Here is a 21,980-nt window from a genome sequence, read left to right on the forward strand (position 1 = left end):
GCCGACTGACTGCTGAATAGCAAGCGTTAAGCCACTACTTCCTCGGTGAGGGCACCAGCAAAAGCCAGCAATTCGGCCTCGCGGAAAGAGCCGGCCATTACCTGCAGGCCAATGGGCAGGCCGGCGGCGTCCTCCCCTACCGGCACCGAAATGGCGGGCACGCCGGCCAACGAAGCCTGCACCGTGAAAATGTCGGCCAGATACATCGAAACCGGGTCCAGCTTCTCCCCTATTTTGAAGGCCGTGGTGGGCGTGGTGGGCAGCACCAGGAAATCGTACTGGCGCAGCAGCTCGTCGGTTTTGTCCTTAATTAGACGGCGAACACGCTGGGCCTTTGTGTAATAAGCGTCGTAGTAGTTAGCGCTGAGCACGAAGGTGCCGAGCAGGATGCGGCGCTGCACTTCGGCCCCAAAGCCCTGGGCGCGGCTCTTTTTGTAGAGCGATTCCAGGTCCGTGGCATCCGGGGCGCGGTAGCCGTACTTCACGCCATCGAAGCGGCCCAGGTTGGAGCTGGCTTCGGCGGTGGTGAGGATGTAATAGGTCGGAATCATGAAATCGAGGTAGGGAAAATCCACCGCCTCTACCACGTGGCCCTGGCCGCGCAGCAAGTCGAGCTGGGCTTCCATCGCTGCCTTTATTTCGGGGTTCAGGCCCGGGCTGTTCACGGCATCGGCAATGTAGCCAATGCGGTAGTGCGCGGCGGGCGTGAGCTGCTGGCTGTAGGCGGGCACCTCGCGCTGGCTGGCGGTGCTATCCATACCATCGGCTCCGGCCATTACTTCGGTCAGGAGCGCGGCATCGGCCACGGAGCGGGTGATGGGCCCAATCTGGTCGAACGACGACGCAAAGGCCACCAATCCGTAGCGCGAAATGCGCGAATAAGTGGGCTTAAAACCCACCACACCGCAGAACGCGGCCGGCTGGCGCACCGAGCCGCCCGTATCGGAGCCAATCGAGGCCAGGCACATATCGGCCTGCACCGCCACGGCCGAGCCGCCCGACGAGCCACCCGGTACCCGGCTGGGGTCCACGGCATTGCGGGCCGGGCCGAAATAGGAGGTTTCGTTCGAGCCGCCCATGGCAAACTCGTCGCAGTTCTGGCGGCCGATGATGATGGCATCGGCATCGAGCAAGCGCTGCACGGCCGTGCCGGTAAAGAGCGACTTGAAGCCGTCCAGCATCAGGCTGCTGCTTTGCAGCGAGTGCCCGGCGTAGGCCAGCACATCCTTGATGCCGAGAACCATACCAGCCAGCGGGCCGGCCGTGCCAGCAGCTAGCTTGGCATCCACGGCGTCGGCCTGGGCGCGGGCCTCGTCGGGCCACACTTCCAGGAAGGCGTTGAGGGTGGGGTTCTGGCGCTCGATGTTGCCCAGGTAATACTCAACGAGCTGGCGGCAGGACATGGTGCCCGCCGTCAGCTCGCTACGAACTTCGGATAAAGACTGAAAACGCTTCAAACTATTTGCAGATTTTGGGTGACCGATTCAGGAATTAAGCGTCGGGGTTGGCGGGGATGTAGGGCTGCCGGGGCTGGGTGCCTTCGGGGGCCATGTTGGGCGGCAGCGCGGGGGCTACGTAGGGCGCATCGGCCGTGGGGTAGCTGGTGGGCTCGGGGTGAGCGGTGGTAACGGCTGCCACAGCAGGCGTAGCCCAGGGGTCGAAACCGGAGCCGGCTTCCGCCACTGGGGCCGGAGCCTGGGGCAGCGGCGTGGGATACTGCTGCTGGGGGGGATAGTTAGGGTTGGGCTGCTGGTTGTAGTTGGGCTGCCCGGGCTGGCCGGCCTGCTCAAACTCGCGGCGGATTTCCGTGCTGGCGTCCTTGAATTCGCGGATGCCTTTGCCCAGGCCCCGAGCCAGCTCCGGAATCTTATTGGCCCCAAAGAAAATGAGGATAACAACCATTATCAGCATCAGCTCCGAGCCGCCGATATCGCCCAGAAATAGAATGAGGGGGGTTTGCATGATTTTTAACTACGTGTTAAACTGAATAAATATCGAAACGAGCAGTGGCTTAGCCGAGCTGCTGGTTGGGGTCGTTGGGGTTGTAGGCCGGCGGGGCGGGCTGCTGGTAGCCCGGCTGGCCCGGCTGCGCATACGTGTTGTGCTGCGGCTGCTGGGGGTAGCCTTGCTGAGGATAGCCCTGAGCGGGAGGGGCCTGCTGGGGATAACCCTGCTGCGGATAGCCCTGCTGCGGATAACCCTGAGCGGGAGGGCCCTGTTGGGGGTACTGCTGCTGGTAGGGAGGGGCCGGCTGGTCGCGGTACTGCGGCTGCTGGTCTTCGGGCTTGGTGCTGGCGTCCTTGAACTCGCGCACGCCCTGGCCCATGCCTTTGAACAGCTCCGGAATACGTTTAGCACCAAATAACAGGATAACAACGAATAGAATAAGGAGCATTTCGGTGGTCCCGAAGCTACCAATCAAAAACAAGGAATGAAGCATAGAAAAGGGGGGCACTTGGGCCCAGTAAAGGGTGAGAAAAGAAGATATACGCAGCCGAACGCCTTTTGGAGTATCAAAGATACCCAATAGAGCTGTTTAGATGATGAAGGACACCTTCGGCGGAGGATTTGCCGGGGTTGAACGGGCTGTAATTACGGTTGACCGACATCACAGCACCTAACTTGTTATCACCAACTAGCTTTGTTATTCCATAAACCAGTCTTTCTCATTCCGAATGAGTTAGGTTGTGCTCTCTTAACCCAAACCGTTGTGAAATCATCCAAGACCACGAATTTTGCTGCTGTTCCGTTGCGGCAGGTCAACGAGCCCGAGCGTCTGGAAACGCTGCATAGCTATAACATTCTCGATACTGACCCGGAGCAGGTTTTTAATGATTTGGCGCAGCTATCGGCATTTATCTGCGGCACGCCCATGTCGCTGGTTTCTTTGATTGATACCGAGCGGCAATGGTTTAAAGCCCGTGTGGGTCTCGACATGCAGCAGACGCCCCGCGAGCATGCCTTTTGCCAGTACGCCATGCGGGCCCCCGATGTGTACGAAGTAGCCGATGCGGCCCTCGACCCCCGGTTTGCCGAAAACCCGCTGGTGACCGGCAATCCCAACATCCGCTTCTACGCCGGTGCGCCCCTGCTCTCGCCCGATGGCCAGCCCCTGGGCACGCTATGCGCCCTCGATACCGTCCCCCGGCAGCTCACCTCCGACCAGCGCGAGGCCCTGCGCGTGCTGGCCCGCCAGGTAATGGCCCACCTGGAGCTGCGCCGCGTGCGCGCCCAGCTCGACGATGAGCGCCAGAAGCTGGACGGCGTGCTGCGCATGGCCAACAGCACCGGCGATTCGCTGTTTAGCAGCGGCCGCGCCGAAATCTTTGTAAAGCAGGACCAGCGCCTGGTGCGCGTGACCACCGCCGAGCTGCAGTACGTGGAGGCCCTCGGCGACTACGTAAACCTGCACACCACCCGCGAGCGGCTCACGGTGTACGGCACCATGAAGGATTTCGAAGCCAAGCTGCCCGGCCGCGATTTCGCCCGCATTCACCGCAAATACATTGTGCGGCTCGACCGCATTGTAGCCATCGAGGCCGATGCGGCGCTACTCGACGACAGCTCGGCCAACGGCTCCATCCGCACGCCCATGCGCGTACCCATTGGCAGTTCCTACAAAGCCGGACTGCTCAATCGGCTCACGCTGGTTTAGGCCCGGCCAGCAGCTGCAATTGCTCCAGACCCGACAAAGCCGACGTTCGCCGCGTCAATGGGTCCCTTCACCGAGTTGCCCGGGCAACAGGCCGCTCAGCCCACCATCTTTGATATGGTTATCGGTTGCAGCAGGCTAGTAGCCCCTGCGGCTGACAGCTAAGTTTGTTTTCATAGCTCAGAAAGACCCGCACCTTTGGAGCGGGTTTTTTTATTTCCAGCCGATTTGGTTGCGAAAGCCGCTATTGCTTAGGACTACTCAGGTGCCCCGGTTACCGGTGGCCCAGCCAGGTTTCGGGGTTCAGGTTGGACGAGTTGTGCCACACCTGAAACTGCACTTCCGACGTGCCCTCGGCATCGGTGGCCACGGTACCGATGACTTCCTTGGCACTCACGCGCTGGCCCTCGTGCACGCTCACGGAGCGCAGCTTGGCATACACCGTGAAGAAGTCGCCGTGCTGAATCATGACAATGGTGTTCATGCCCGCGATGTTGGCAATGGTGAGCACCTTGCCATCGAAGCACGACCGCACGGCCTCGTCGGCCCCGGTCTGAATATCGACGCCCCGGTTTTCCACGGTCACATTTTTCAGCACCGGGTGCGGGTGCCGGCCAAAGCGCTGGCTGATAAAGCCCCGGCTCACGGGCCAGGGCAGCCGCCCCCGGTTGCCGGCGAAGGACGACGACAGCCCGGCCGCTTCGGGCGTGAGGGCAATGCGGACGGCACGGCGGTCGGCCGCGGCTTCGGCGGCCGTTTCGGGCGCGTCGCTTTCGGGAGCGGCCGTGGCATTATCGGCGTCGGAGTTGCTGGCGGTTTCCGGGTCGCGGCGGGTGCGGGCGACGCCGGCGCTATTGCGGGCGGCGGCAGCGCGGCGGGCATCGCGGGCGGCGGCCAGGGCGGCTTCGCGGCGGGCCGCCAGGCGAGCGGCCCGGGCGGCGCGGGCTATTTCTTCGCGCACCCGCTCGGCAATCAGGTTATCGAGGCGGTTCACGGACTGGCGGCGCTCTTCCAGCTCCTGGCGCAGGCCCTGCTCCTGCTGGCTGAGCTGCTGGACCATATCATCTTCTTTCGACTTGAGGCTGAGCAGGTTCTTATTCTCGCTCAGCTGGCTGTTCAGCAAGCTGCTTTTACGCTGCTGCTGCTTCGTCAGGCCCGAAAGCTCCTGGTGCAGCCGGTACTGCGTGCCCATGATGCGGGCCGCCTGCCGCTGCCGCTCCTCGGTGTACTGCCGGATGTAGCGCAGCCGCAGCGCAAACTGGTTGAACGACTCCGAAGCAAACAAAAACATGAGCCGATTGAAGCCATTAGCCGTTTTTGAAGCCGTGTAAAGCAGCCGTGAATATTCGGCCTTGAGCTGGGCCAGCGTTTGCTGGGTTTGAATAACCTGCTTAGCCGTCTGGTGCACGTTGGTTTCGATGCCTTGTAGCTGCGTCGAAATCCCCTGAATAACCTGCTTTTTCACCGTCAGCTTCTCGGTGATGACGTGGAGCTGGCCCAGGCTCACCTTTTTCTTTTCCTGGGTCTGGTTCAGGGCCTGGCTGGTCTTCTGAATCTGGCGGAGGTTGGTCTGGCGCTCGCGCTCCAGCTGCTCTTTGCTTTTGGCACGGGCCGGCCGGGGGCGGGCAGTGGCCTTTGTGCGGGCGGGCTGCTTGGTACTACGGGTGGCCTTGGCGGGCTGCCGCGTCGGCTTTGCAGCTTGCCTGGGCTTGCGTTGCTGCGCGCCTACGGGCCCGGTCAGCAGCAGCCCCAGTAGGGCGAATAGCCACCACCGGCCGCGAATAGCCATCGCGCCAGCTTTCACCTCTGAAATAAGTGCCTTCTCAGCCTGTACTACCTGCTTATTCAACGTGTGCCATTCAAAACCCACCACTTATATGGCAGGGCAAAGGTAATCGGGTGAGTGGTTGTTGATTGTTAATCACAACCAACAACCACTCACCCCCACTTCCAGACCGGCTACCTGATGCGCCGGAAACTCTTGGGCACGGCAAAAGGGAAGCTCAGCCGCTCCCGGCCGGTATTCACTTTGTTGTAGTTGATGGCGGCCGTGACCACGCCCGCCGACGGTTGCTGTGCCTGAATAACAGTGGAGTATGCGAACGGCAGGCCCAGCGGCTCATCCAGCGGCTGGAAATCGGCATAATCGACGGTGAGGTTGCGCTTAGTGGCTTCGTCGCTCATCTTCAACTGCTGCACGCGGCCGGTGGCAGTTTGCAGCAGACGCTCCACCAGCACATCGGCCAAGGGGTAGCTCACACGCTGGCGACCAGCCTCTTCGGTGGCCACGGTGGGCTTGGTGCCGGTGGGGGCGGGCAGGTAGTCGCCGAGTAGCAGGGCCTGCATCTGGGCAAAGCTCACGGGCACGTTCAGCAGCTTGCTCAGGTAGTCGTAGCCGCCCGAGAAGTAGGTTTTGTCCAGCCGGTTCATCACCCGCACCGAGTCGTGGGTGAGCACGGCGCGCACGCCCTCAATACCCGCCAGGCCCGCCGACACCCAGATGATGCTGTCGCGGCGCATGCGCAGCGCCAGGTTAGCCCCCTGCTTATTGCCCTTCATGTTAATCTGGGCCTTTCCCTTGGCATTGAGGAAGATGAAGGTGGTATTGATGGCCTGTACCGAAGGCAGGGTGGGCTCCATTATGGGGGTGGAGGTGCCCGGCCCGGCCGCCGAGGCAGTGGTGGGCACGGCCTTGCGGGCGCAGCTGCCCAGCAGCCCCAGGGCCAGCAGTAGCGTGACTTTATTCATACAATTTATGGTCTTTCAATTTTCGCTCCAGCAGGTCGGAAGTTCCTCCGATTTTGTGAGCCCGCTGCCATTCAACCACAGCTTTATCCTTGTCACCGAGCTGGAATAACACGTCGCCGTAGTGCTCGATAATGGAGCCGTCCTTGGTGGTTTGCAGCGCCTTTTCCAGGGCATTTTTCGCCCCGCTATAATCCTTTTGCTTGTAGAGCACCCAGGCGTACGTGTCCAGATACGTGTCGTTGTCCGGGAATTGCTTCACGACTTTGCCCGACATCTGCTTGGCTTTGTCCAGCTTTTCGCCCCGTAACGACAGAAAGTAGCTGTAATTGTTCAGTACCTGCACATTGTCGGGGTCGCTCACCAATGCCGATTCATAAGCCGCATCCGATTTTTCGTATTCGTGCAGTTCGTGGTAGGCATCGCCGAGCTGGGCATCGAACTGGCCCAGCAGCGGCGCGTTGTTCACCACCAGCCGGCGGCCGTGCTCCAGGGCTTTCACGCCTTTCTGGGGCTGCTTTTTCAGCAGGTGGGCCACGCCGTTGTAGAACCACAGCGACGCCTGGTTGGGAAACAGCTCCAGCGCCCGGCCCGAATGCGCGAGCAGCGAATCGGTCTGGGTCAGCTCGGCATCGATAAGCACCACCTGCTGCCACACCTGAAACTTGGAGTTGTCGTAGCGTAGGGCTTGCAGGTAGGTATCGCGGGCTTCTTTCTTATGGTCGGTCAGGGTCTGCACATCGCCGGCTACGGCGTAGGATTTCGCATCCTTCGGATAAACTTTGACGGTGGCCGCGGCCAGGTCGCGCACCAACTGGTTCAGCGGCTCCTTGGGGCTCGGCAGCTGCTTGATGTAGCCCACCAGAATCCGCACCCGGGCATCAATATCCAGCGCGGGGCTGGCGAAGGCCTGGCGCAGCTGCTGGTCGGCCTCAGCGTCCTGCTTCTGCTGGCGGTATACTTCCGACAGTATCAGGTGGGCCTGGGGGTTGTCGGGGTCGAGGCGCAGGGCCTGCTGGGCCACGCGCACGGCATCGGGCAGGCGGTTGTTGCTGGCGTACATCTCGGCCTGGGCCAGCACGTAGCGGGGCTCGGTGGGGTTGGCCTTGATGAGCTTTTCACCCTCGCCCAGGGCCAGGTCCAGCTTGTTTTGCTTGAGGTAAATCTGCTGCTTCTTAAAGGAAATCTCATCAACCTGGCCAAATTCCTTTTCGGCCTGGTCCAGGGTGGTGAGGGCTTCGGGCAGGCGGTTCTGGGCCAAGTACAGGTCAGCCAGATTGAACAGGTAGCTGCCCGAGTTAGGCACCTGCCGGATGAGCGAGGCGTAGGTTTTGGTGGCCGCCTCGTACTGCTTCTGGCTGGCCTGCGCCTGGGCCAGCAGCAAGTAGTAATAAGCGTTTTTCGGGTCGAGGCGGGTGGCTGCTTCGGCGTAGTTGGTGGCGTCGCGCAGGTTGCCGCTTAGCAGGCTGGCTTCGGCAATCTTGTAATTAACAGCCGCGTTGTCGGGACTGAGCGCATGGGCTTTCAGCAGGTTTTCGAGGCCTTTGGGGTAGTCTTCCAGCAGCACGTATTTCACGCCCTCCACAAACAACGCCTCGCTCTGCTCCTTTTCCCGCTCCGACAGGGCGGGCGCGTTGGCGCGCTTCGCCCGTAGCTCGGCTACTTTCTTTTCCAGCTCGCGCTGCTCTTTTTCCAGCACCCGCTGCTCCTTGCGGCTCAGCTTGGCGGGCGGCTCAAGGGTCCCCGACGGGGCCTGCGCGTACCCCGGGGCCGTCAGCCCTACCCAAAACAGCAGACTCAGAACAACTTGACGCATATACAAGAAAGCCGGACCTGAGGTCCGGCCCACGAAATTACGGGGAATAGTAATGGCAGCGGGAAGCAGGAAGCGAGGCGTAGTAATTGCCGCTTTCGCCGATAACGGGATAAGCTGCCAATTAATTTCACCCCACTTCCCGCTTCTCACTTCCCGCCGCTGGCTATCACACCCGCAGCTGGTTATAATCGCCAAGGCTCAGGTCGTCGGGCGTGCCGGTCACGGTGGCAAAGTTGCCAATCATCGAATTGCTGATAACCGCGTTCAGCACAGAGGCCGACTGCTGCACGATGGAGTTCGACAGGCGCGAGTCGCGCACGTTGGAGTGCGCGCCCAGCGAAACGTGCGGCCCCACCACCGAATCGGTAATGATGGCGCCCTCGCCGATGTACACCGGCTCCAGCAGCACCGAATTGGTGATTTTGGCCGACTCGTGGACCAGCGACTCGCCTCGCTCCTTCAAATACTCCAAATAGCGCTGGTTGGTGAATACGGTGGCGTCCTTGTTGCCGCAATCGAGCCACTCGGTCACGCGGCCGGGTACGAAGACGGTGCCTTTGTTCTTCATGTTCTCCAGGGCATTGGTGAGCTGGTACTCGCCCTTGTCCTTGATGTCGTTGTCGAGCAGGTATTGCAGCTCGGTACGCAGGTACTCGCCGTCCTGGAAGTAGTAGATGCCGATGATGGCTAGGTCCGACACAAACGTCTGGGGCTTCTCCACGAAATCGGTGATGCGGCCCTGGGCATCCAGTTTCACCACGCCAAAAGGCTTGGGGTCGGCTACCTGCTGCACCCAGATGGTACCGGGTACACTGGAATCCAGCGTAAAATCGGCCTTAAACAGCGTATCGGCAAAAGCCACCACCAGCGGGCCGGTCAGCGAGTCTTTGGCGCACAGAATGGCGTGGGCCGTGCCCAGCGGCTCATCCTGGTACACAATGGTCCCCTTGGCTCCCACCGACTCAGCAATTTTCACCAGGCTTTTCTCCACCTCAGCCCCAAAGCGGCCAATAATGAACGCCACCTCATCCACCGGCTCGCCGCACACCTTGGCAATGTCCTCCACGAGGCGCTGCACAATGGGCTTGCCCGCAATGGGAATGAGCGGCTTGGGAACAGTGAGGGTGTGGGGGCGCATGCGCTTGCCCATGCCGGCCATCGGGACGATGATTTTCATATTGATTTTAAAGAGAGTTGATTAATAGTTATGGGTGCAAAGCGAGTGTAGTGCGAAGCGGTGCTTCGCATTGACGCGCAAGTCCAAACAGTTCTGACGAATTTAAAAGCAAGAAGCCGCGAAGCACAACTTCGCACTACACGCCCGTACTTCCATACCCGCCCGCGCCGCGTTGGGTTACGCTCAGTTCCTCAACCGGCTGCCAGGCAACGGTTTCGTGTTTGGCAACTATCAGCTGGGCAATGCGTTCGCCGTCATTCACCACGAAAGGCTCATTGGATAAATTCACGAGCAGCACTCGGATTTCGCCCCGGTAGTCGGCATCAATCGTTCCCGGACTGTTTACAATGCCGATGCCGTGCTTCACGGCCAGTCCGCTACGGGGGCGCACCTGGGCTTCGTAGCCCACCGGAATCTCCAGGCTCAGGCCGGTAGGAATAAGCTGGCGCTCCAGCGGCCCGAGCGTGACGGGGCCATCTGTGAGATGAGCGCGCAGGTCGAGGCCGGCAGCGTGGGGCGTTTGGTATTCGGGCAGCGGGTGGCCCGAGTTATTGATAACGGGAATGTACATGAGCAGTGCTAAGGGAACGGGCAAAGATAGTCCCAGGCCTATACTATCCTAACCTCCCTGTGCCTCGGCAACACGCATTGCCGGCCGGGGCCGCTCCACCCCGTACAGCGCCAGCAGGAAGGCCACCGTCAGGCCCGCGTGCCAGGCGTGGCGCAGCCACCAGCCCGCTGGCTGCACCCACCAGCCCAGTGCTACCAGCCCCGAGGCAAATAGCAGCCACAGCCCCAGCCGCAGCGCCGGGTACGGCACCGGAAAGTGCCGCTCGCCCAGCCGCCAGCATAGTATCGCCATCATAAAATAGCAGGCCAGCGTGGCAATGGCCGAGCCCAGATAGCCCAGCACCGGAATCAGCAGGAAGTTGAGGGCAATGGTGAGCACGGCTCCACCAGCCCCGATGTAGGTGCCGTAATATGTCTTATCGGTGAGCTTAAACCACACCGACAGGTTGTAATAAACGCCCAGAAACAAGTTGGCCAGCAGTAGAATGGGCACCACCACCAGACCCTGCAAATACTCCGGCCGCCGCAGAAACAGCTGCCCGAAGTCTTCCACGTTCAGGCTGATACCCACAAAAATCACCGCGCAGCACAGCGTAAACCACTTCAGTATCATGGCAAACATAGCCGGCGAGTTCTTCTCCGTACTCTGGGCAAAGAAGAACGGCTCGGCCGCGTAGCGGAACGCTTGAATAACCAGCGACATGAAGATGCTCAGCTTGTAGCACGCCCCGTAAATGCCCACCGCTGTGAGGCTGCTCTGGCCAGGATAAAAATTGACCGGCAGCCACTTGGGCAGCAGAATGCGGTCGAGCGTTTCGTTTACCATGCCGGCCAGTCCCATCAGCATCAGCGGAAAAGCATAGCCCAGCAACGGCTGCAGAAACGACAGATTCAGCCGGAAACGGAAATCAAGCAGCTCGCGCCCCAGCAGCAGTAGCGTGAGGCCGCTGGCAAACAGGTTACTCAGAAACACGTAGCCCACACCCACCGACGGGTCATACACCCGCGCCACCAGTGGCTGCAGGGCCGGCAGCCATTTGCCGCTCATCACGGCCGGGCACAGCACGATAAAAAACAGGTTCAGCGCCACGTTGGCGATGATGCCCGCCAGCTTGATACCAGCAAACTTGCGCGCCTTGTTCTCTAGCCGCAGCCGGGCAAACGGGATGGCCGTGAGCGCATCCAGCCCCAGAATCAAGGCCACCCACACCGCGTATTGCTCGTGGCCGGGCGGTATTTCGAGCAGGCTCAGCAGCGGGCGCGCCAGCAGCATCAGCAGCACCGTGAGGCCGGCCGTGCTCACAAACAGCAGGCTCAGCACCCGGTCGTACAGCTCCTTCCGGTCAGCCCCCGCCCGGTTTGCGAACCGGAAGAACGTGGTTTCCATGCCGTAGGTAAACACCACGTTCAAAAACGACACGTAGGCATACAGCCCCGTCACCACTCCGTACTCGGCCGCCGCAAACGCCCCCGTGTATATCGGCACCAGCAAATATGTGAGCACCCGGCCCACAATACTGCTCACACCATACACGGCCGTCTGGGAGGCTAATTTTTTGGCTACACTCATTTAAGAAATGTTGAGTTTTGAGTGTTGAGGGTTGAATTGAAAAGCGGAAACGATAAACAACAGTACAGGTCGTACCAACCCTGCTTTTCGTTCACTCAACATTCAAAACTCAACCCTCAACATTATTTACCGGTGAACACCGCCGGGCGCTTCTCCACAAAGGCCGTGGTGCCTTCCTTAAAATCCTCGCTCTCAAAAGCCCGCTCAAACGCCTGGGCTTCGGTTTCGTAGCCATCGGCACCTTTGGCGTAGTGCGCGTTCACGCAGTCCAGCACCAGGCCCACGGCCAGCGGGGCCTTGCCCAGAATTTTGGTCAGCAGCTGCGTGCAGAAGGGCAGCAGCTCGGCCTGGGGCACTACGTGGTTTACCAGGCCCAGGCGCAGGGCCTCGTCGGCCTTCACCATGTCGGCCGTCAGCAGCAGCTCAATGGCCTTGCCTTTGCCGATGAGCTGGGGCAGGCGCTGGGTGCCGCCATAGCCGGGAGGTAAGCCCAGGTTCACTTCAGGCTGCCCAAACCGGGCATTTTCCGACGCCACGCGCATGTGGCAGGCCATGGCCAGCTCGCAGCCGCCGCCCAGTGCAAAGCCGTTCACGGCCGCCACCACGGGCTTCGGGCTGGCTTCGATGCGGGCAAACGCCTCCTGCCCCGCCAATGAAGCCCGGCCGGCCCGGTCGGGCGTGAGGGCCGCCAGCTCCGCAATATCAGCCCCGGCCACAAACGCCTTCTCGCCGCTGCCCGTCAGGATAATGCCGCGCACCTGTGGCTCAGCCAGCGCCTGCTGCACGGCCGCATCGATATCGGCGATGGTGGCCGCGTTCAGCGCGTTGAGCTTGGTGGGCCGGTTGATGGTGATAGTGAGGATGCCGCTGGCAGCATCCAGGTCGTAGAGCAGGTTTTCGAAAGAAGCAGACATAGCAACGAAATGAATAGGCCCCGAAATGCGGTTGGCAGCGCCAAAGATAGGACACGCACCGCCCCATGCCGGTCGGGATAATTACCCGGCTCAACGCCTGACGCATCCATTTCAACCAAAACCAGCCCCAACCCTTTCCCGAATAGCTCACCTTTGCAACAGTAACCAGAAGTAAGTATTTGAATTTAAATACCTAGTTTAGCGCTAAACCTCTCCCTTTTTCACCTCTAACCCCTTAACTACTATGGGCTTTGTTTCCGAATTCAAAGAATTTATCTCCAAAGGCAATGTGCTCGACCTGGCGGTCGGTGTTATCATCGGCGGCGCGTTTGGCAAAATCGTGTCCTCGCTCACCGACGATGTCATCATGCCGATTGTGGGCTTGATTGGTGGCCAGCCCGATTTTTCGGCGATTCATCTCGGCCCCGTCAAAATTGGCTTGTTCCTCAATGCGGTTGTGGGCTTCCTCATCCTGGCAGTTATCATCTTCTTCATTGTGAAGGGTGCCAACAGCATCAAGAAGAAGCCGCTTGAGGTAGTAGCCGCGCCCGCGTCCCCACCGCCGCCCACCACCGACCAGCAGCTGCTCATGGAAATCCGCGACTCGCTGCGCGCTGGCCGCGCCTAAGTTGCCCATTCCGTTCAACCAGAAAAAACCGTGGTTTGCCGAGTGGCAGGCCACGGTTTTCGATTTTTTGCTTCAACCATTCGTTTTATTCAAGGCAGTTAATTGGTCGATTCAAAATAAGTTGCGAACTTAGGGGCTACCTAACGCCCCGGCCCGTCCTTTTAGGTAGCCGTATTGAACCACCCCATTCTCTCAATCGTTAGGCCGCTATCCTGCTCCCCTCACCCCCATCGCGCCCCATGAAAGTATTGTTTGTTGCCGCACTTCTCGGCGGCCTGAGTTTTGGAGCTTCCTCGGTAGCTCACGCCCAGACCGGCCCCGCTTTCCCCATGCCCGGCAAAGCATCCAGCGAAGAGGGTGCCCGCGTCACTACGGCCAACAATGCCCAGGAGCTGGCCCGCAACCAGCGCCGCGCCGCTATGTCGCCCGACGAAGTGAAGCGCGACCAGCAGCTCGAGCTCCTCGAAGCCCGCACCGGCAACACCAGTTTCGGTGCCCGCGGCCCCGAGCGCCAGTTCGACTCCAACCGCAGCGGCAACGGCTTCATGGTTCGCAAGTTCAAGACCCAGCCCGGCAAGCCCGGCTACGTCAGCAAGCGCGGCATGGGCCACACCGCCGGCAGTTCCAATCCGGCTGGCAAGCCATTGGTACACAAGCACACCCGTAAGCACAAGTTCCTATTCTTCTAGACCACGGATTAGCGCGGATTTTAACGGATTTGGCTACGCCGACCTTCGGTTCACGGATTTTGTGGACGATTGTAAACATCAAAAAGGCTGCCCTATAGGGCAGCCTTTTTTGGTTTTAAGCGAGGACTTATTGAATGTAGAAAAGCAAAAAGGCTTGCCGTATGGCAAGCCTTTTTGCTTTTCTACGTCGTCCACAAAATCCGTGAACCGAAGGTCGGCGTAGCCAAATCCGTTAAAATCCGCGCTAATCCGTGGTCTAGAGTGTGCGCTTGATTTCCTTTTCTTCGAAGCCTTCGATGTTGTCACCTTCAATAAGCTCGTTGAAGCCTTTGATGGAGATACCACATTCGTAGCCTTGGCGTACCTCGCTCACATCGTCTTTGAAACGCTTGAGGTCCTGGATATCGCCGGTGTACATCACGATGCCGTTGCGAACCACGCGCACCTTGGTTTTGCGGGTCAGGGTGCCTTCCGTCATCATACAGCCGGCAATGGTGCCTACTTTGGTGATGTTGAACACCATACGTACTTCGGCGTTAGCCGTCACCACTTCCTGCACCGTTGGGGCCAGCATGCCTTCCATGGCATCCTTCACCTCATTGATGGCGTTGTAAATGATGGAGTACAGGCGGATGTCAATCTGCTCGTTCTCAGCCAGCTTGCGGGCACTTTGCGAGGGCCGCACCTGGAAGCCGATAATGATAGCATCGGAAGCCGAAGCCAGCAGCACGTCGCTTTCCGAGATGGCGCCCACCCCTTTCGAGAGGATGTTCACCTTCACTTCCGGCGTGCTCAGTTTCAGCAGCGAGTCGGAAAGGGCTTCCACCGAGCCGTCCACGTCGCCCTTCACCAGGATGTTGAGTTCCTTGAACGAACCGATAGCCAAACGGCGACCAATTTCGTCCAGCGTGATGTGCTTCTTGGTCCGGATGGTTTGCTCGCGGGCCAACTGGAGGCGCTGAGTAGCCATTTCGCGGGCTTCGCGCTCCGTTTCCATTACCTGGATACGGTCGCCGGCCTGCGGGGCCCCGGTCAGACCGAGCACCTGCACCGGCGTAGCGGGCGGCGCGGTCTTCATTTTCTTGCCACGATGGTCGGTCATGGCCTTCACGCGGCCAAAGTGCGGACCGGCAAGAATGATGTCGCCCACGTTCAGCGTACCGGTTTGCACCAGTACGGTGGTTACGTAGCCACGGCCTTTGTCCAGCGAGGCTTCAATCACGGTACCAATGGCACCACGGTCAGGATTTGCTTTCAGGTCGAGCAATTCGGCCTCCAGCAGCACCTTCTCCAGAAGTTCCTCAATACCAATGCCCGATTTGGCCGAAACCTCCTGGCTCTGGTATTTGCCACCCCACTCTTCCACCAGAATGTTAATCTGGGAAAGCTCCTCACGGATTTTCTCGGGGTTGGCCGACTGCTTGTCAATCTTGTTGAGGGCGATGATAATCGGCACCCCGGCAGCCTGCGCGTGGTTGATGGCTTCCTTCGTCTGCGGCATCACCGAGTCGTCGGCGGCTACCACGATGATGGCAATATCCGTCACCTTGGCACCACGGGCACGCATGGCCGTAAAGGCTTCGTGACCAGGCGTGTCAAGGAAAGTAATGGCTTGGCCCGTTTTGGTGCGCACTTCGTAGGCACCAATGTGCTGCGTAATACCACCAGCTTCGCCTTTGGCCACACTCGCATCGCGGATGTAGTCAAGCAGCGACGTTTTGCCGTGGTCGACGTGGCCCATGATGGTCACGATGGGGGCGCGGGGCTTGAGGTCTTCTTCGGCATCGCCGGCGTCCACGTCAATTTCCTCTTCCTCAGCCGACAGGAACTCCACGTCAAAGCCAAATTCATCGGCAATCACGGTAATGGCTTCGGCATCGAGGCGCTGGTTGATGGACACGAACATGCCCATGCCCAGACACACCTTGATTACCTCGTTCACGTTCACGTCCATCAGCGAGGCCAGGTCGTTGGCCGAGATGAATTCGGTGAGCTTGAGGGTTTTGGCGTCGAGCTCGTTCTGTGCGCGCAGGGCCTCGCGGTCCTCCGCCAGCATGCTGCGCTTGTCGCGGCGGTACTTGGCGCGGTTCTGATTGTTGCCGCCCTTGTTGCCACCGAGCTTAGCCAGCGTGGCTTTAATCTGCTCCTGAATCTGCTTTTCAGCCTGCTCAGGGGTAAGTGCGGGGGCATTCGGCTTGGGAGCCGTGTTCTGGCCGGGACGCTGGGGACCACCGGGACGCTGGCCGCCGGGGCCATTGTTGGGCCGGTTGCCCTGATAGCCACCACCCGTGCCACCACCTGCAGGGCGGTTGCCCTGATAGCCGGGGCTGGGCGGGCTGGTGGTGCTGCCGGGAGGGCCGGGCAGGCGGGTACGCTTCTTCTGGCCGGGGCCAGCGGGCAGGCCGCGCTTGCTCACATCCGACGAAGCAATGGGACGGGGACCACGGCCACCCGGACCACGCCGGTCATTGTTGATAGACGACAGGTCGATTTTACCGAGAACGGTCAGGCCTTTCAGCGTGTCCGACTTCGCTACGATGGTGCTGGTGTCTTCGGGCGCAGCAGCGGGCTCGGCTGGTGCAGCCGGAGCTACAGCAGCGGGTGCTACGGCGGCCGGAGCGGCTGGCGCAGCAGCGGCCGGAGCAGCAACCGGAGTAGCGGCAACTGCCGGCGCAACGGGCGCGGCCGGCGCAGCGGCAACCGGGGCCGGAGCCACCGGCTCAGCTTTGGCTACGGGCTGGGCCACGGGTGCCGGAGTGGCAACTGGTGCCGGGGCAGCCGGAGCTTCTGCTTTCGGTGCGGGAGCAGCCGGAGCCTCCACTTTCGGAGCTACGGGAGCGGGTGCGGGTGCCGCAGCAGCCGGGGCGGCAGCCACGGGAGCCGGGGCAGCGGCCCGGGGCGGAACCACACGGCCTTTGCTGTCCAGCTCAATTTTACCCAGCACTTTAAGGCCGGGTATGCTGGGAGCAGGGGCTGGCGCGGCCACTACCGGAGCAGCAGGCGCGGCCGGAGCCGGTGCTGGCGCGGGGGCAACCGGAGCCACCGCCGGAGCGGCAGCTACCGGAGCTGCCACGGGCGCGGCGGGCTTAGGAGCCGGGGCGTGCACAGCCACGGGCGCAGGCCGGGGGGCCGGCGCGGCGGGCTTAGGCGCGGCGTCGAGGTCGCTCTGGCGCTTAGCCTGAATGACTTTCTGGGCTTCTTGACGGTCGTGGGCAGAGGCCGCGAATTCCTTCTCCAGCGAGGCCACTTGCTCACCGGTGAGTTTCGTAGTCGGCTTGTTCTCTACTTGTATACCTTTCTTGGCCAGGGCTTCTACCACCCTGTCCATTCCAATATTCAGGTCTTTGGCTGCCTGTTGTAGCCGTTTCGGGGTTGCTTCCGCCATTTATCTTTTCTCGCGTAACGATACGCTTCTAGGTGCAAAGGTATTACATTAAATCTTGCCAGCAGGGTGCAAACCGTGCCTACTGGCTCGATTTGTTACCCTTGCCGTACCGGCCGCGCGGCCGTCATTGGGCTGGCTCGGCGGGAGAGCTCGCGCCCGCTTCCTCAGTCGTTGGTTGGTTTTCGTTGGTCATTTCAGTCTCCAGAGGGGTATGCTCGGGGGTTGTGTCGGTTTCCGAAGCGTGCGTGACCGCAGCTTCTTCCTCAGCCACTTCAGCCGTTTTGCCGGTGGCAACGCGGTTTTTGGCCGATTCCAGCGAGTTCTCGTCGAGGTCTTCGTCGTCGGCAAACTCCTGACGGATAATGCGGTACACATCGTCCACCATTTCTTCCTCCAACTCCGTGCGGCGCACGATGTCGTCTTTCTTCACCGCCAGTACGGCACGGCCGGTATCCAAACCAATTTTTTTCAGCTCGGCCAGTACCCAAGGCTCGATTTCGTCCTGGAACTCGTCCAGCGAAATGTCTTCCTCGTAGTCGATGGCTTCGCGGAACACGTCGATTTCCATGCCCACCAACCGGCTGGCCAACTTAATGTTGGCACCGCCACGGCCAATGGCCAGGCTCACCTGGTCGGGCTTCATGAATACGGAAACCCGGCCGTTCTCCTGGTTTATCTTCATAGAACCTACTTTGGCCGGCGATAGTGCCCGCGCAATATAAAGTTCTAAGTTATCAGTATAATTGATAATATCGATGTTCTCATTCTCCAGCTCGCGCACCACCGGGTGGATGCGGCTGCCCTTCATGCCCACGCAGGCACCCACGGGGTCGATGCGCTCGTCGTAGCTTTCTACGGCCACTTTGGCGCGCTCGCCGGGCTCGCGCACCACGTTCTTAATAACGATGAGGCCATCGTAAATCTCGGGCACTTCCAACTCGAACAAGCGCTCAAGGAAAGCGGGGGCAGCGCGGGAAAGGATGATTTTCGGCGTGCCGTTAATCACTTCCACGCGGTGCACTACGGCCCGCACGGTGTCGCCTTTGCGGAAACGGTCCTTGGGGATTTGCTCGCCTTTCGGCATCACCAGCTCGTTATCGTCCTTGTCCATGATGAGGGCCTCGCGGCTCCACACCTGGTACACTTCGCCGGTCACGATTTCGCCTACCTGGTCCTTGTACTTCTGGTACAGGTTGTCGCGCTCGAGGTCTTTCACGCGCTGAATCAGCGTTTGGCGGGCCATGAGCACGGCGCGGCGGCCGAAATCCTCCAGCTTCACGCCTTCGGCCACGGACTCGCCTACTTCGAAGTCGGGCTCGATTTTCTGCGCCTCGGCCAGCGGAATTTTATCGTGGTCCCAGATATCCTCCGAGTTATCGTCCACAATTTCGCGGTTGCGCCAGATTTCGAGGTCACCGTTGTCGGGGTTGATGATAACGTCGAAGTTTTCGTCCTGGTCGTATTTCTTCCGAATCATGGTGCGAAACACGTCGTCCAGGATGCTCATCATCGTGGGCCGGTCAATGTTCTTGCTCCGGGCAAATTCGCCGAAGGATTCAATGAGTTCGTGGCTGTTCATAAATCACTGATTTCACGGATTTTTCACGGATTTCACGGATTTTGTAGTCGATTTCGTTGCAGAGGAGCTCTGCTTTAGGACATGTATAGCGCGCTGGGGGCGGTGTCTACAAAATCCGTGAAATTCGCTAAAATCCGAAAAATCAGTGATTATTACTTGAAGGAAATGACAACCTTGGCCTCCTGAATGTCCCCGAAAGGAAAAAAGGCGGCGGGCAAGGTTGTTTTCTTGGTTTTCTGTTTGATGACTTCTTCGATTTCCACACCCTCGGCGGTGGCGGCGGTGAGGGTGCCTGTTTTCTCGGTACCGTCGGCCAGCTTGAGGGCCAGCGAGCGGCCGATGTGGCGCGGGTACTGGCGCGGGTCGGTGAGGGGCTGGTCGGCACCGGGGCTGGTGACTTCCAGGGAATAGGCAGATTCTTCGCCGTAGTGCTCGTCGATGCGACGGGCCAGACGGCGGCTAATGGTAGCGCAGGCCTGAATGGCGAGGCCGTTGGGGCCGTCGAGGGTGACGGTGACCTTGGGCAGCACCGAATCGGACAAGGTGAGGCTCACGATGAACAACTCCTCTTCGCCGATGGCGTCGTGGAGCATTTCCAGCAGCAGGTTGCGGTCGAAGTGCATAATTTTTTGAAACAAGCGGGCAAAAAAAGAGGGGACTGCGCGTCCCCTCTTTATCAGATTGAATACCAACTTCGGGGCAAAGGTACGACAATTGGCTACCGAAAGCAAGATGGAGCCGTGCGGCGGCCCCTCCCCTGCTCCCGCGGGGCAAACAGCCAAAGTGCCGGGCGCAAGGAAATGATTGCGGCAACGCCAGACCGGCAATCGGTGGCGCTGGTAAACCTCGGCGGCTGATACGGAGTTTGCGAGTCGGTGGCCAACCTTCATGGCCTCGTTCACCCTCATTTTCAACTCTTTTTTTCATGAAAGCTTTCCCGATTCTTCGCACCGCTGCTTTCGGCCTGACGCTGGTGCTGGCCGGTGCCGCCGCCCACGCCCAAACGATGCCCGCCACCATGCCGGCTCCCGCTAAGGACGCGACAAAGCCCAGCCCGGCCGCCACCGCAACCGGCAAAATTGGCGCGGCCGATGTGACGGTAAACTACAGCAGCCCGGGCGTGAAAGGCCGCAAGATTTTTGGCGGGCTTGAGCCGTTTGGCAAAGTATGGCGCGCCGGGGCCAACGAGGCGACTACGGTGGAATTCAGCAAAGCCGTGACGGTGGAAGGCAAAGCGCTGCCCGCCGGCAAGTATGGCTTCTTCGTGATTCCGACAGAAAAGAGTTGGACGGTAATTTTCAATAAAACACCCAATCAGTGGGGTGCATATAAGTACGATGAGAAGCAGGATGCGCTACGCGTGATGGTGACGCCCCGCAAAACGGCCCTCACCGAGCGGCTGGCCTATGAGGTGACGCCCAAGGCCCTGGTGCTGCGCTGGGAGAACGTAGAATTGCCCGTGGCCATCAAATAGCCGCTATTAGCTGAATGGAAAGTAAGCGGGCGGCCCACGGTGGGCTGCCCGCTTACTTTTGTGCTTTCGCTCGACTTTAGCAACCCATGGAATACAAGCTCACTCAATACAGCCACGGCGCGGGCTGCGGCTGCAAAATCGCGCCGGCCGTGCTCGACCAGATGCTGCACACCAGCATTGCCCAGCCCCAGCACCCCAACCTGCTGGTGGGCAACGCCAGCCGCGACGACGCGGCCGTGTACGACATTGGCGGCGGCCAGGCGGTGATTTCGACTACCGATTTCTTTATGCCCATCGTGGATGATGCCTATGATTTCGGGCGCATTGCGTCGGCCAACGCTATTTCGGACGTGTACGCCATGGGTGGCCGGCCGCTGCTGGCCATTGCCGTGCTGGGCTGGCCCGTGGATAAGCTGCCGCCCGAGGTAGCGCGCCGCGTGCTGGAAGGGGCGCGTAGCATCTGTGCCGAGGCGGGCATTCCGCTGGCGGGTGGGCACAGCATCGACTCGCCGGAGCCCATTTTCGGGCTGGCTGTGACGGGCATGGTCGATATTAAAGACCTGAAGCAGAATGATACGGCTACGGCTGGCTCGGAATTATTTCTGACCAAGCCGTTGGGCGTGGGCATCATGACGACGGCTCAGAAAAAAGGTATTTTGCGGGATGAGGACGCCGATATTGCGCCGGCTCAGATGATGCAGCTGAACAAGATTGGCGCGGACCTGAGCAAGCTGTCCGCCGTGACGGCCCTAACGGATGTGACGGGCTTTGGCCTGTTAGGCCACCTGGCCGAAGTGTGCGAAGGCAGCCACCTGACGGCAGAAATCAACTTTAATAAAGTACCGCGCATCGCGGCAGCCGAAGACTACCTGAAGCAGGGCAGCGTACCCGGCGGCACGGGCCGCAACTGGGCCAGCTACGGCCACAAGATAGGGCCGGTGACGGATGAGCAGCGGGCGTGGCTGTGCGACCCGCAGACATCGGGTGGGCTGCTGGTGTGCGTGGACCCAGCCGGGCGGGCGGCCGTGGAAGAAGTATTTGCCCGGTTTGGGCTGGCGCTGGAAAGCTTCGGCCACCTGCGCACGCACACCGACGGCGAGGCCTGGGTGCAGGTGCAGGCGTAGCGCCGGGCAGTTTTTTTCGGCATGAAATCGACTTTCTTCCGCCCGCTGCTCGAAGCGGCCATCGTGCTGTTTGTGGTGCTGGGGGCGGCGCGCTGGGTGACGGGCCTGTTCGCGAAGCACACCCAGGTGTACCAGACCACGGCGGCGCGGCAGATGCGGCTGCTGTTCTGGCCGCTGCTGGCGTTGGGCGCGGGCTTGAGCGTGCTGCCGGCCGTGGCCATGGGCAGCACGCCGGTGAGCGGGTTCGAGTGGGCCCTGACGCTGGGCTTTATGGCCTTCACGCTGGTGCTGAGTGGGCCGGCGCTGCTGCTGCACCTGCGCTACTGGGTGCTGAACCACGACACGGTGCTGGTTTTTCAGCCCGTTAATAATCGGTTTGAAGTGTATGCGGCGGGCCAGCGGCTGCCCTTCGAGCGGCGCGACCTTGCCCGCGTGGAGCGCGTGACGTGCAGAGCCCGCCGCACCTTCTGGGCAAAGTATGACTACCTGACGCTGCACCTGCACGATGGCCGCAGCATTACCCTCACTTCGCTGCTCACGGAGCTGGAGCCGCTGGCGGTTTTTCTGCGCAGCCTGCCCACGGACCGGCGCATCAGCACCTGGTGCTGGGTGTGAGGCGGGTTGGTGGATTGGTGGATTGGTGGGGGCAACTGTCAT

The 21,980-nt window shown here is 60.5% G+C and carries 18 protein-coding genes and 1 pseudogene; 6 read left to right on the forward strand and 13 right to left on the reverse strand.

Annotated elements, in window-relative coordinates; genetic code table 11:
* Positions 1–26 precede the first annotated feature (26 nt).
* Genes gatA through HBN54_RS23920 form a run of 3 tightly spaced genes read right to left on the reverse strand, consistent with a single transcriptional unit; the run spans position 27 to position 2,440 of the window.
* Positions 27–1,457 carry an Asp-tRNA(Asn)/Glu-tRNA(Gln) amidotransferase subunit GatA gene (gatA, locus tag HBN54_RS02175; RefSeq protein ID WP_168671495.1) on the reverse strand — a complete coding sequence of 477 codons (1,431 nt, stop codon included), beginning with the start codon at positions 1,455–1,457 and terminating at the stop codon, positions 27–29.
* A gap of 34 nt (positions 1,458–1,491) precedes the next feature.
* Positions 1,492–1,962 (reverse strand): twin-arginine translocase TatA/TatE family subunit, encoded by a 471-nt coding sequence (gene tatA, locus HBN54_RS23915; RefSeq protein ID WP_168671496.1) that lies wholly within the window; start codon positions 1,960–1,962, stop codon positions 1,492–1,494.
* 49 nt (positions 1,963–2,011) lie between these two features.
* Positions 2,012–2,440, reverse strand: a complete 429-nt coding sequence (locus HBN54_RS23920) for a Sec-independent protein translocase subunit TatA/TatB (protein WP_210427904.1) — start codon at positions 2,438–2,440, stop codon at positions 2,012–2,014.
* 270 nt (positions 2,441–2,710) lie between these two features.
* Between HBN54_RS23920 and HBN54_RS02195 the strand changes: the two genes are divergently transcribed.
* Complete coding sequence (locus HBN54_RS02195) at positions 2,711–3,655, forward strand: GAF domain-containing protein (RefSeq protein WP_168671497.1); 945 nt, start codon at positions 2,711–2,713, stop codon at positions 3,653–3,655.
* Between the two features lie 271 nt (positions 3,656–3,926).
* On the opposite strand, the gene HBN54_RS02200 is transcribed toward HBN54_RS02195, so the two are convergent.
* The 7 genes from HBN54_RS02200 to HBN54_RS02230 all read right to left on the reverse strand — a co-directional run bounded on the left by HBN54_RS02200 (position 3,927) and on the right by HBN54_RS02230 (position 12,444).
* On the reverse strand, positions 3,927–5,441 hold the full coding sequence (locus tag HBN54_RS02200) for a murein hydrolase activator EnvC family protein (RefSeq protein WP_168671498.1): 1,515 nt from the start codon (positions 5,439–5,441) through the stop codon (positions 3,927–3,929).
* A gap of 170 nt (positions 5,442–5,611) precedes the next feature.
* The gene (locus HBN54_RS02205; protein ID WP_168671499.1) at positions 5,612–6,400 is read right to left on the reverse strand and encodes a DUF4292 domain-containing protein; all 789 of its coding nucleotides are present in this window, start codon (positions 6,398–6,400) and stop codon (positions 5,612–5,614) included.
* A complete protein-coding gene (locus tag HBN54_RS02210) occupies positions 6,393–8,213 on the reverse strand; it encodes a tetratricopeptide repeat protein (RefSeq protein WP_168671500.1) in 1,821 nt (606 codons plus the stop codon). The genes HBN54_RS02205 and HBN54_RS02210 overlap by 8 nt, the downstream gene beginning before the upstream one ends.
* 166 nt (positions 8,214–8,379) lie before the next feature.
* Complete coding sequence (locus tag HBN54_RS02215; RefSeq protein WP_168671501.1) at positions 8,380–9,390, reverse strand: sugar phosphate nucleotidyltransferase; 1,011 nt, start codon at positions 9,388–9,390, stop codon at positions 8,380–8,382.
* Positions 9,391–9,526: 136 nt separating this feature from the next.
* Positions 9,527–9,961, reverse strand: coding sequence for a dUTP diphosphatase (gene dut, locus HBN54_RS02220; RefSeq protein WP_168671502.1), 435 nt, complete (start codon positions 9,959–9,961; stop codon positions 9,527–9,529).
* A gap of 48 nt (positions 9,962–10,009) precedes the next feature.
* The gene (locus HBN54_RS02225; RefSeq protein WP_168671503.1) at positions 10,010–11,530 is read right to left on the reverse strand and encodes a lipopolysaccharide biosynthesis protein; all 1,521 of its coding nucleotides are present in this window, start codon (positions 11,528–11,530) and stop codon (positions 10,010–10,012) included.
* A 122-nt stretch (positions 11,531–11,652) separates the two neighbouring features.
* Positions 11,653–12,444: an enoyl-CoA hydratase/isomerase family protein gene (locus HBN54_RS02230; RefSeq protein ID WP_168671504.1), complete on the reverse strand. Its 792-nt coding sequence runs from the start codon at positions 12,442–12,444 to the stop codon at positions 11,653–11,655.
* Between the two features lie 244 nt (positions 12,445–12,688).
* Here HBN54_RS02230 and mscL point away from each other — a divergent pair, with 244 nt between their 5' ends.
* Entirely contained in the window at positions 12,689–13,072 is a 384-nt protein-coding gene (gene mscL / locus HBN54_RS02235) for a large conductance mechanosensitive channel protein MscL (protein WP_168671505.1), read from the forward strand.
* A 239-nt stretch (positions 13,073–13,311) separates the two neighbouring features.
* The gene (locus HBN54_RS02240) at positions 13,312–13,761 is read left to right on the forward strand and encodes a hypothetical protein (RefSeq protein ID WP_168671506.1); all 450 of its coding nucleotides are present in this window, start codon (positions 13,312–13,314) and stop codon (positions 13,759–13,761) included.
* Between the two features lie 256 nt (positions 13,762–14,017).
* On the opposite strand, the gene infB is transcribed toward HBN54_RS02240, so the two are convergent.
* The 3 genes and pseudogenes from infB to HBN54_RS02255 form a co-directional block, all read right to left on the reverse strand.
* Positions 14,018–17,089 (reverse strand): translation initiation factor IF-2, encoded by a 3,072-nt coding sequence (infB, locus tag HBN54_RS02245; protein WP_449272107.1) that lies wholly within the window; start codon positions 17,087–17,089, stop codon positions 14,018–14,020.
* Between the two features lie 403 nt (positions 17,090–17,492).
* Positions 17,493–18,725: pseudogene (gene nusA / locus HBN54_RS02250) on the reverse strand (transcription termination factor NusA); the annotation flags it as partial.
* Between the two features lie 152 nt (positions 18,726–18,877).
* On the reverse strand, positions 18,878–19,363 hold the full coding sequence (locus HBN54_RS02255) for an LSm family protein (RefSeq protein WP_235955345.1): 486 nt from the start codon (positions 19,361–19,363) through the stop codon (positions 18,878–18,880).
* Positions 19,364–19,650: 287 nt separating this feature from the next.
* On the opposite strand from HBN54_RS02255, the gene HBN54_RS02260 reads away from it, so the two are divergent.
* The 3 genes from HBN54_RS02260 to HBN54_RS02270 all read left to right on the forward strand — a co-directional run bounded on the left by HBN54_RS02260 (position 19,651) and on the right by HBN54_RS02270 (position 21,938).
* Positions 19,651–20,199 (forward strand): DUF2911 domain-containing protein, encoded by a 549-nt coding sequence (locus HBN54_RS02260; RefSeq protein ID WP_382212794.1) that lies wholly within the window; start codon positions 19,651–19,653, stop codon positions 20,197–20,199.
* Between the two features lie 86 nt (positions 20,200–20,285).
* Entirely contained in the window at positions 20,286–21,323 is a 1,038-nt protein-coding gene (gene selD / locus HBN54_RS02265; RefSeq protein WP_168671508.1) for a selenide, water dikinase SelD, read from the forward strand.
* Positions 21,324–21,344: 21 nt separating this feature from the next.
* Entirely contained in the window at positions 21,345–21,938 is a 594-nt protein-coding gene (locus HBN54_RS02270; RefSeq protein ID WP_168671509.1) for a hypothetical protein, read from the forward strand.
* Positions 21,939–21,980 lie beyond the last annotated feature (42 nt).

This window comes from Hymenobacter artigasi (genome assembly GCF_012275535.1).
Lineage (GTDB): Bacteria > Bacteroidota > Bacteroidia > Cytophagales > Hymenobacteraceae > Hymenobacter > Hymenobacter artigasi.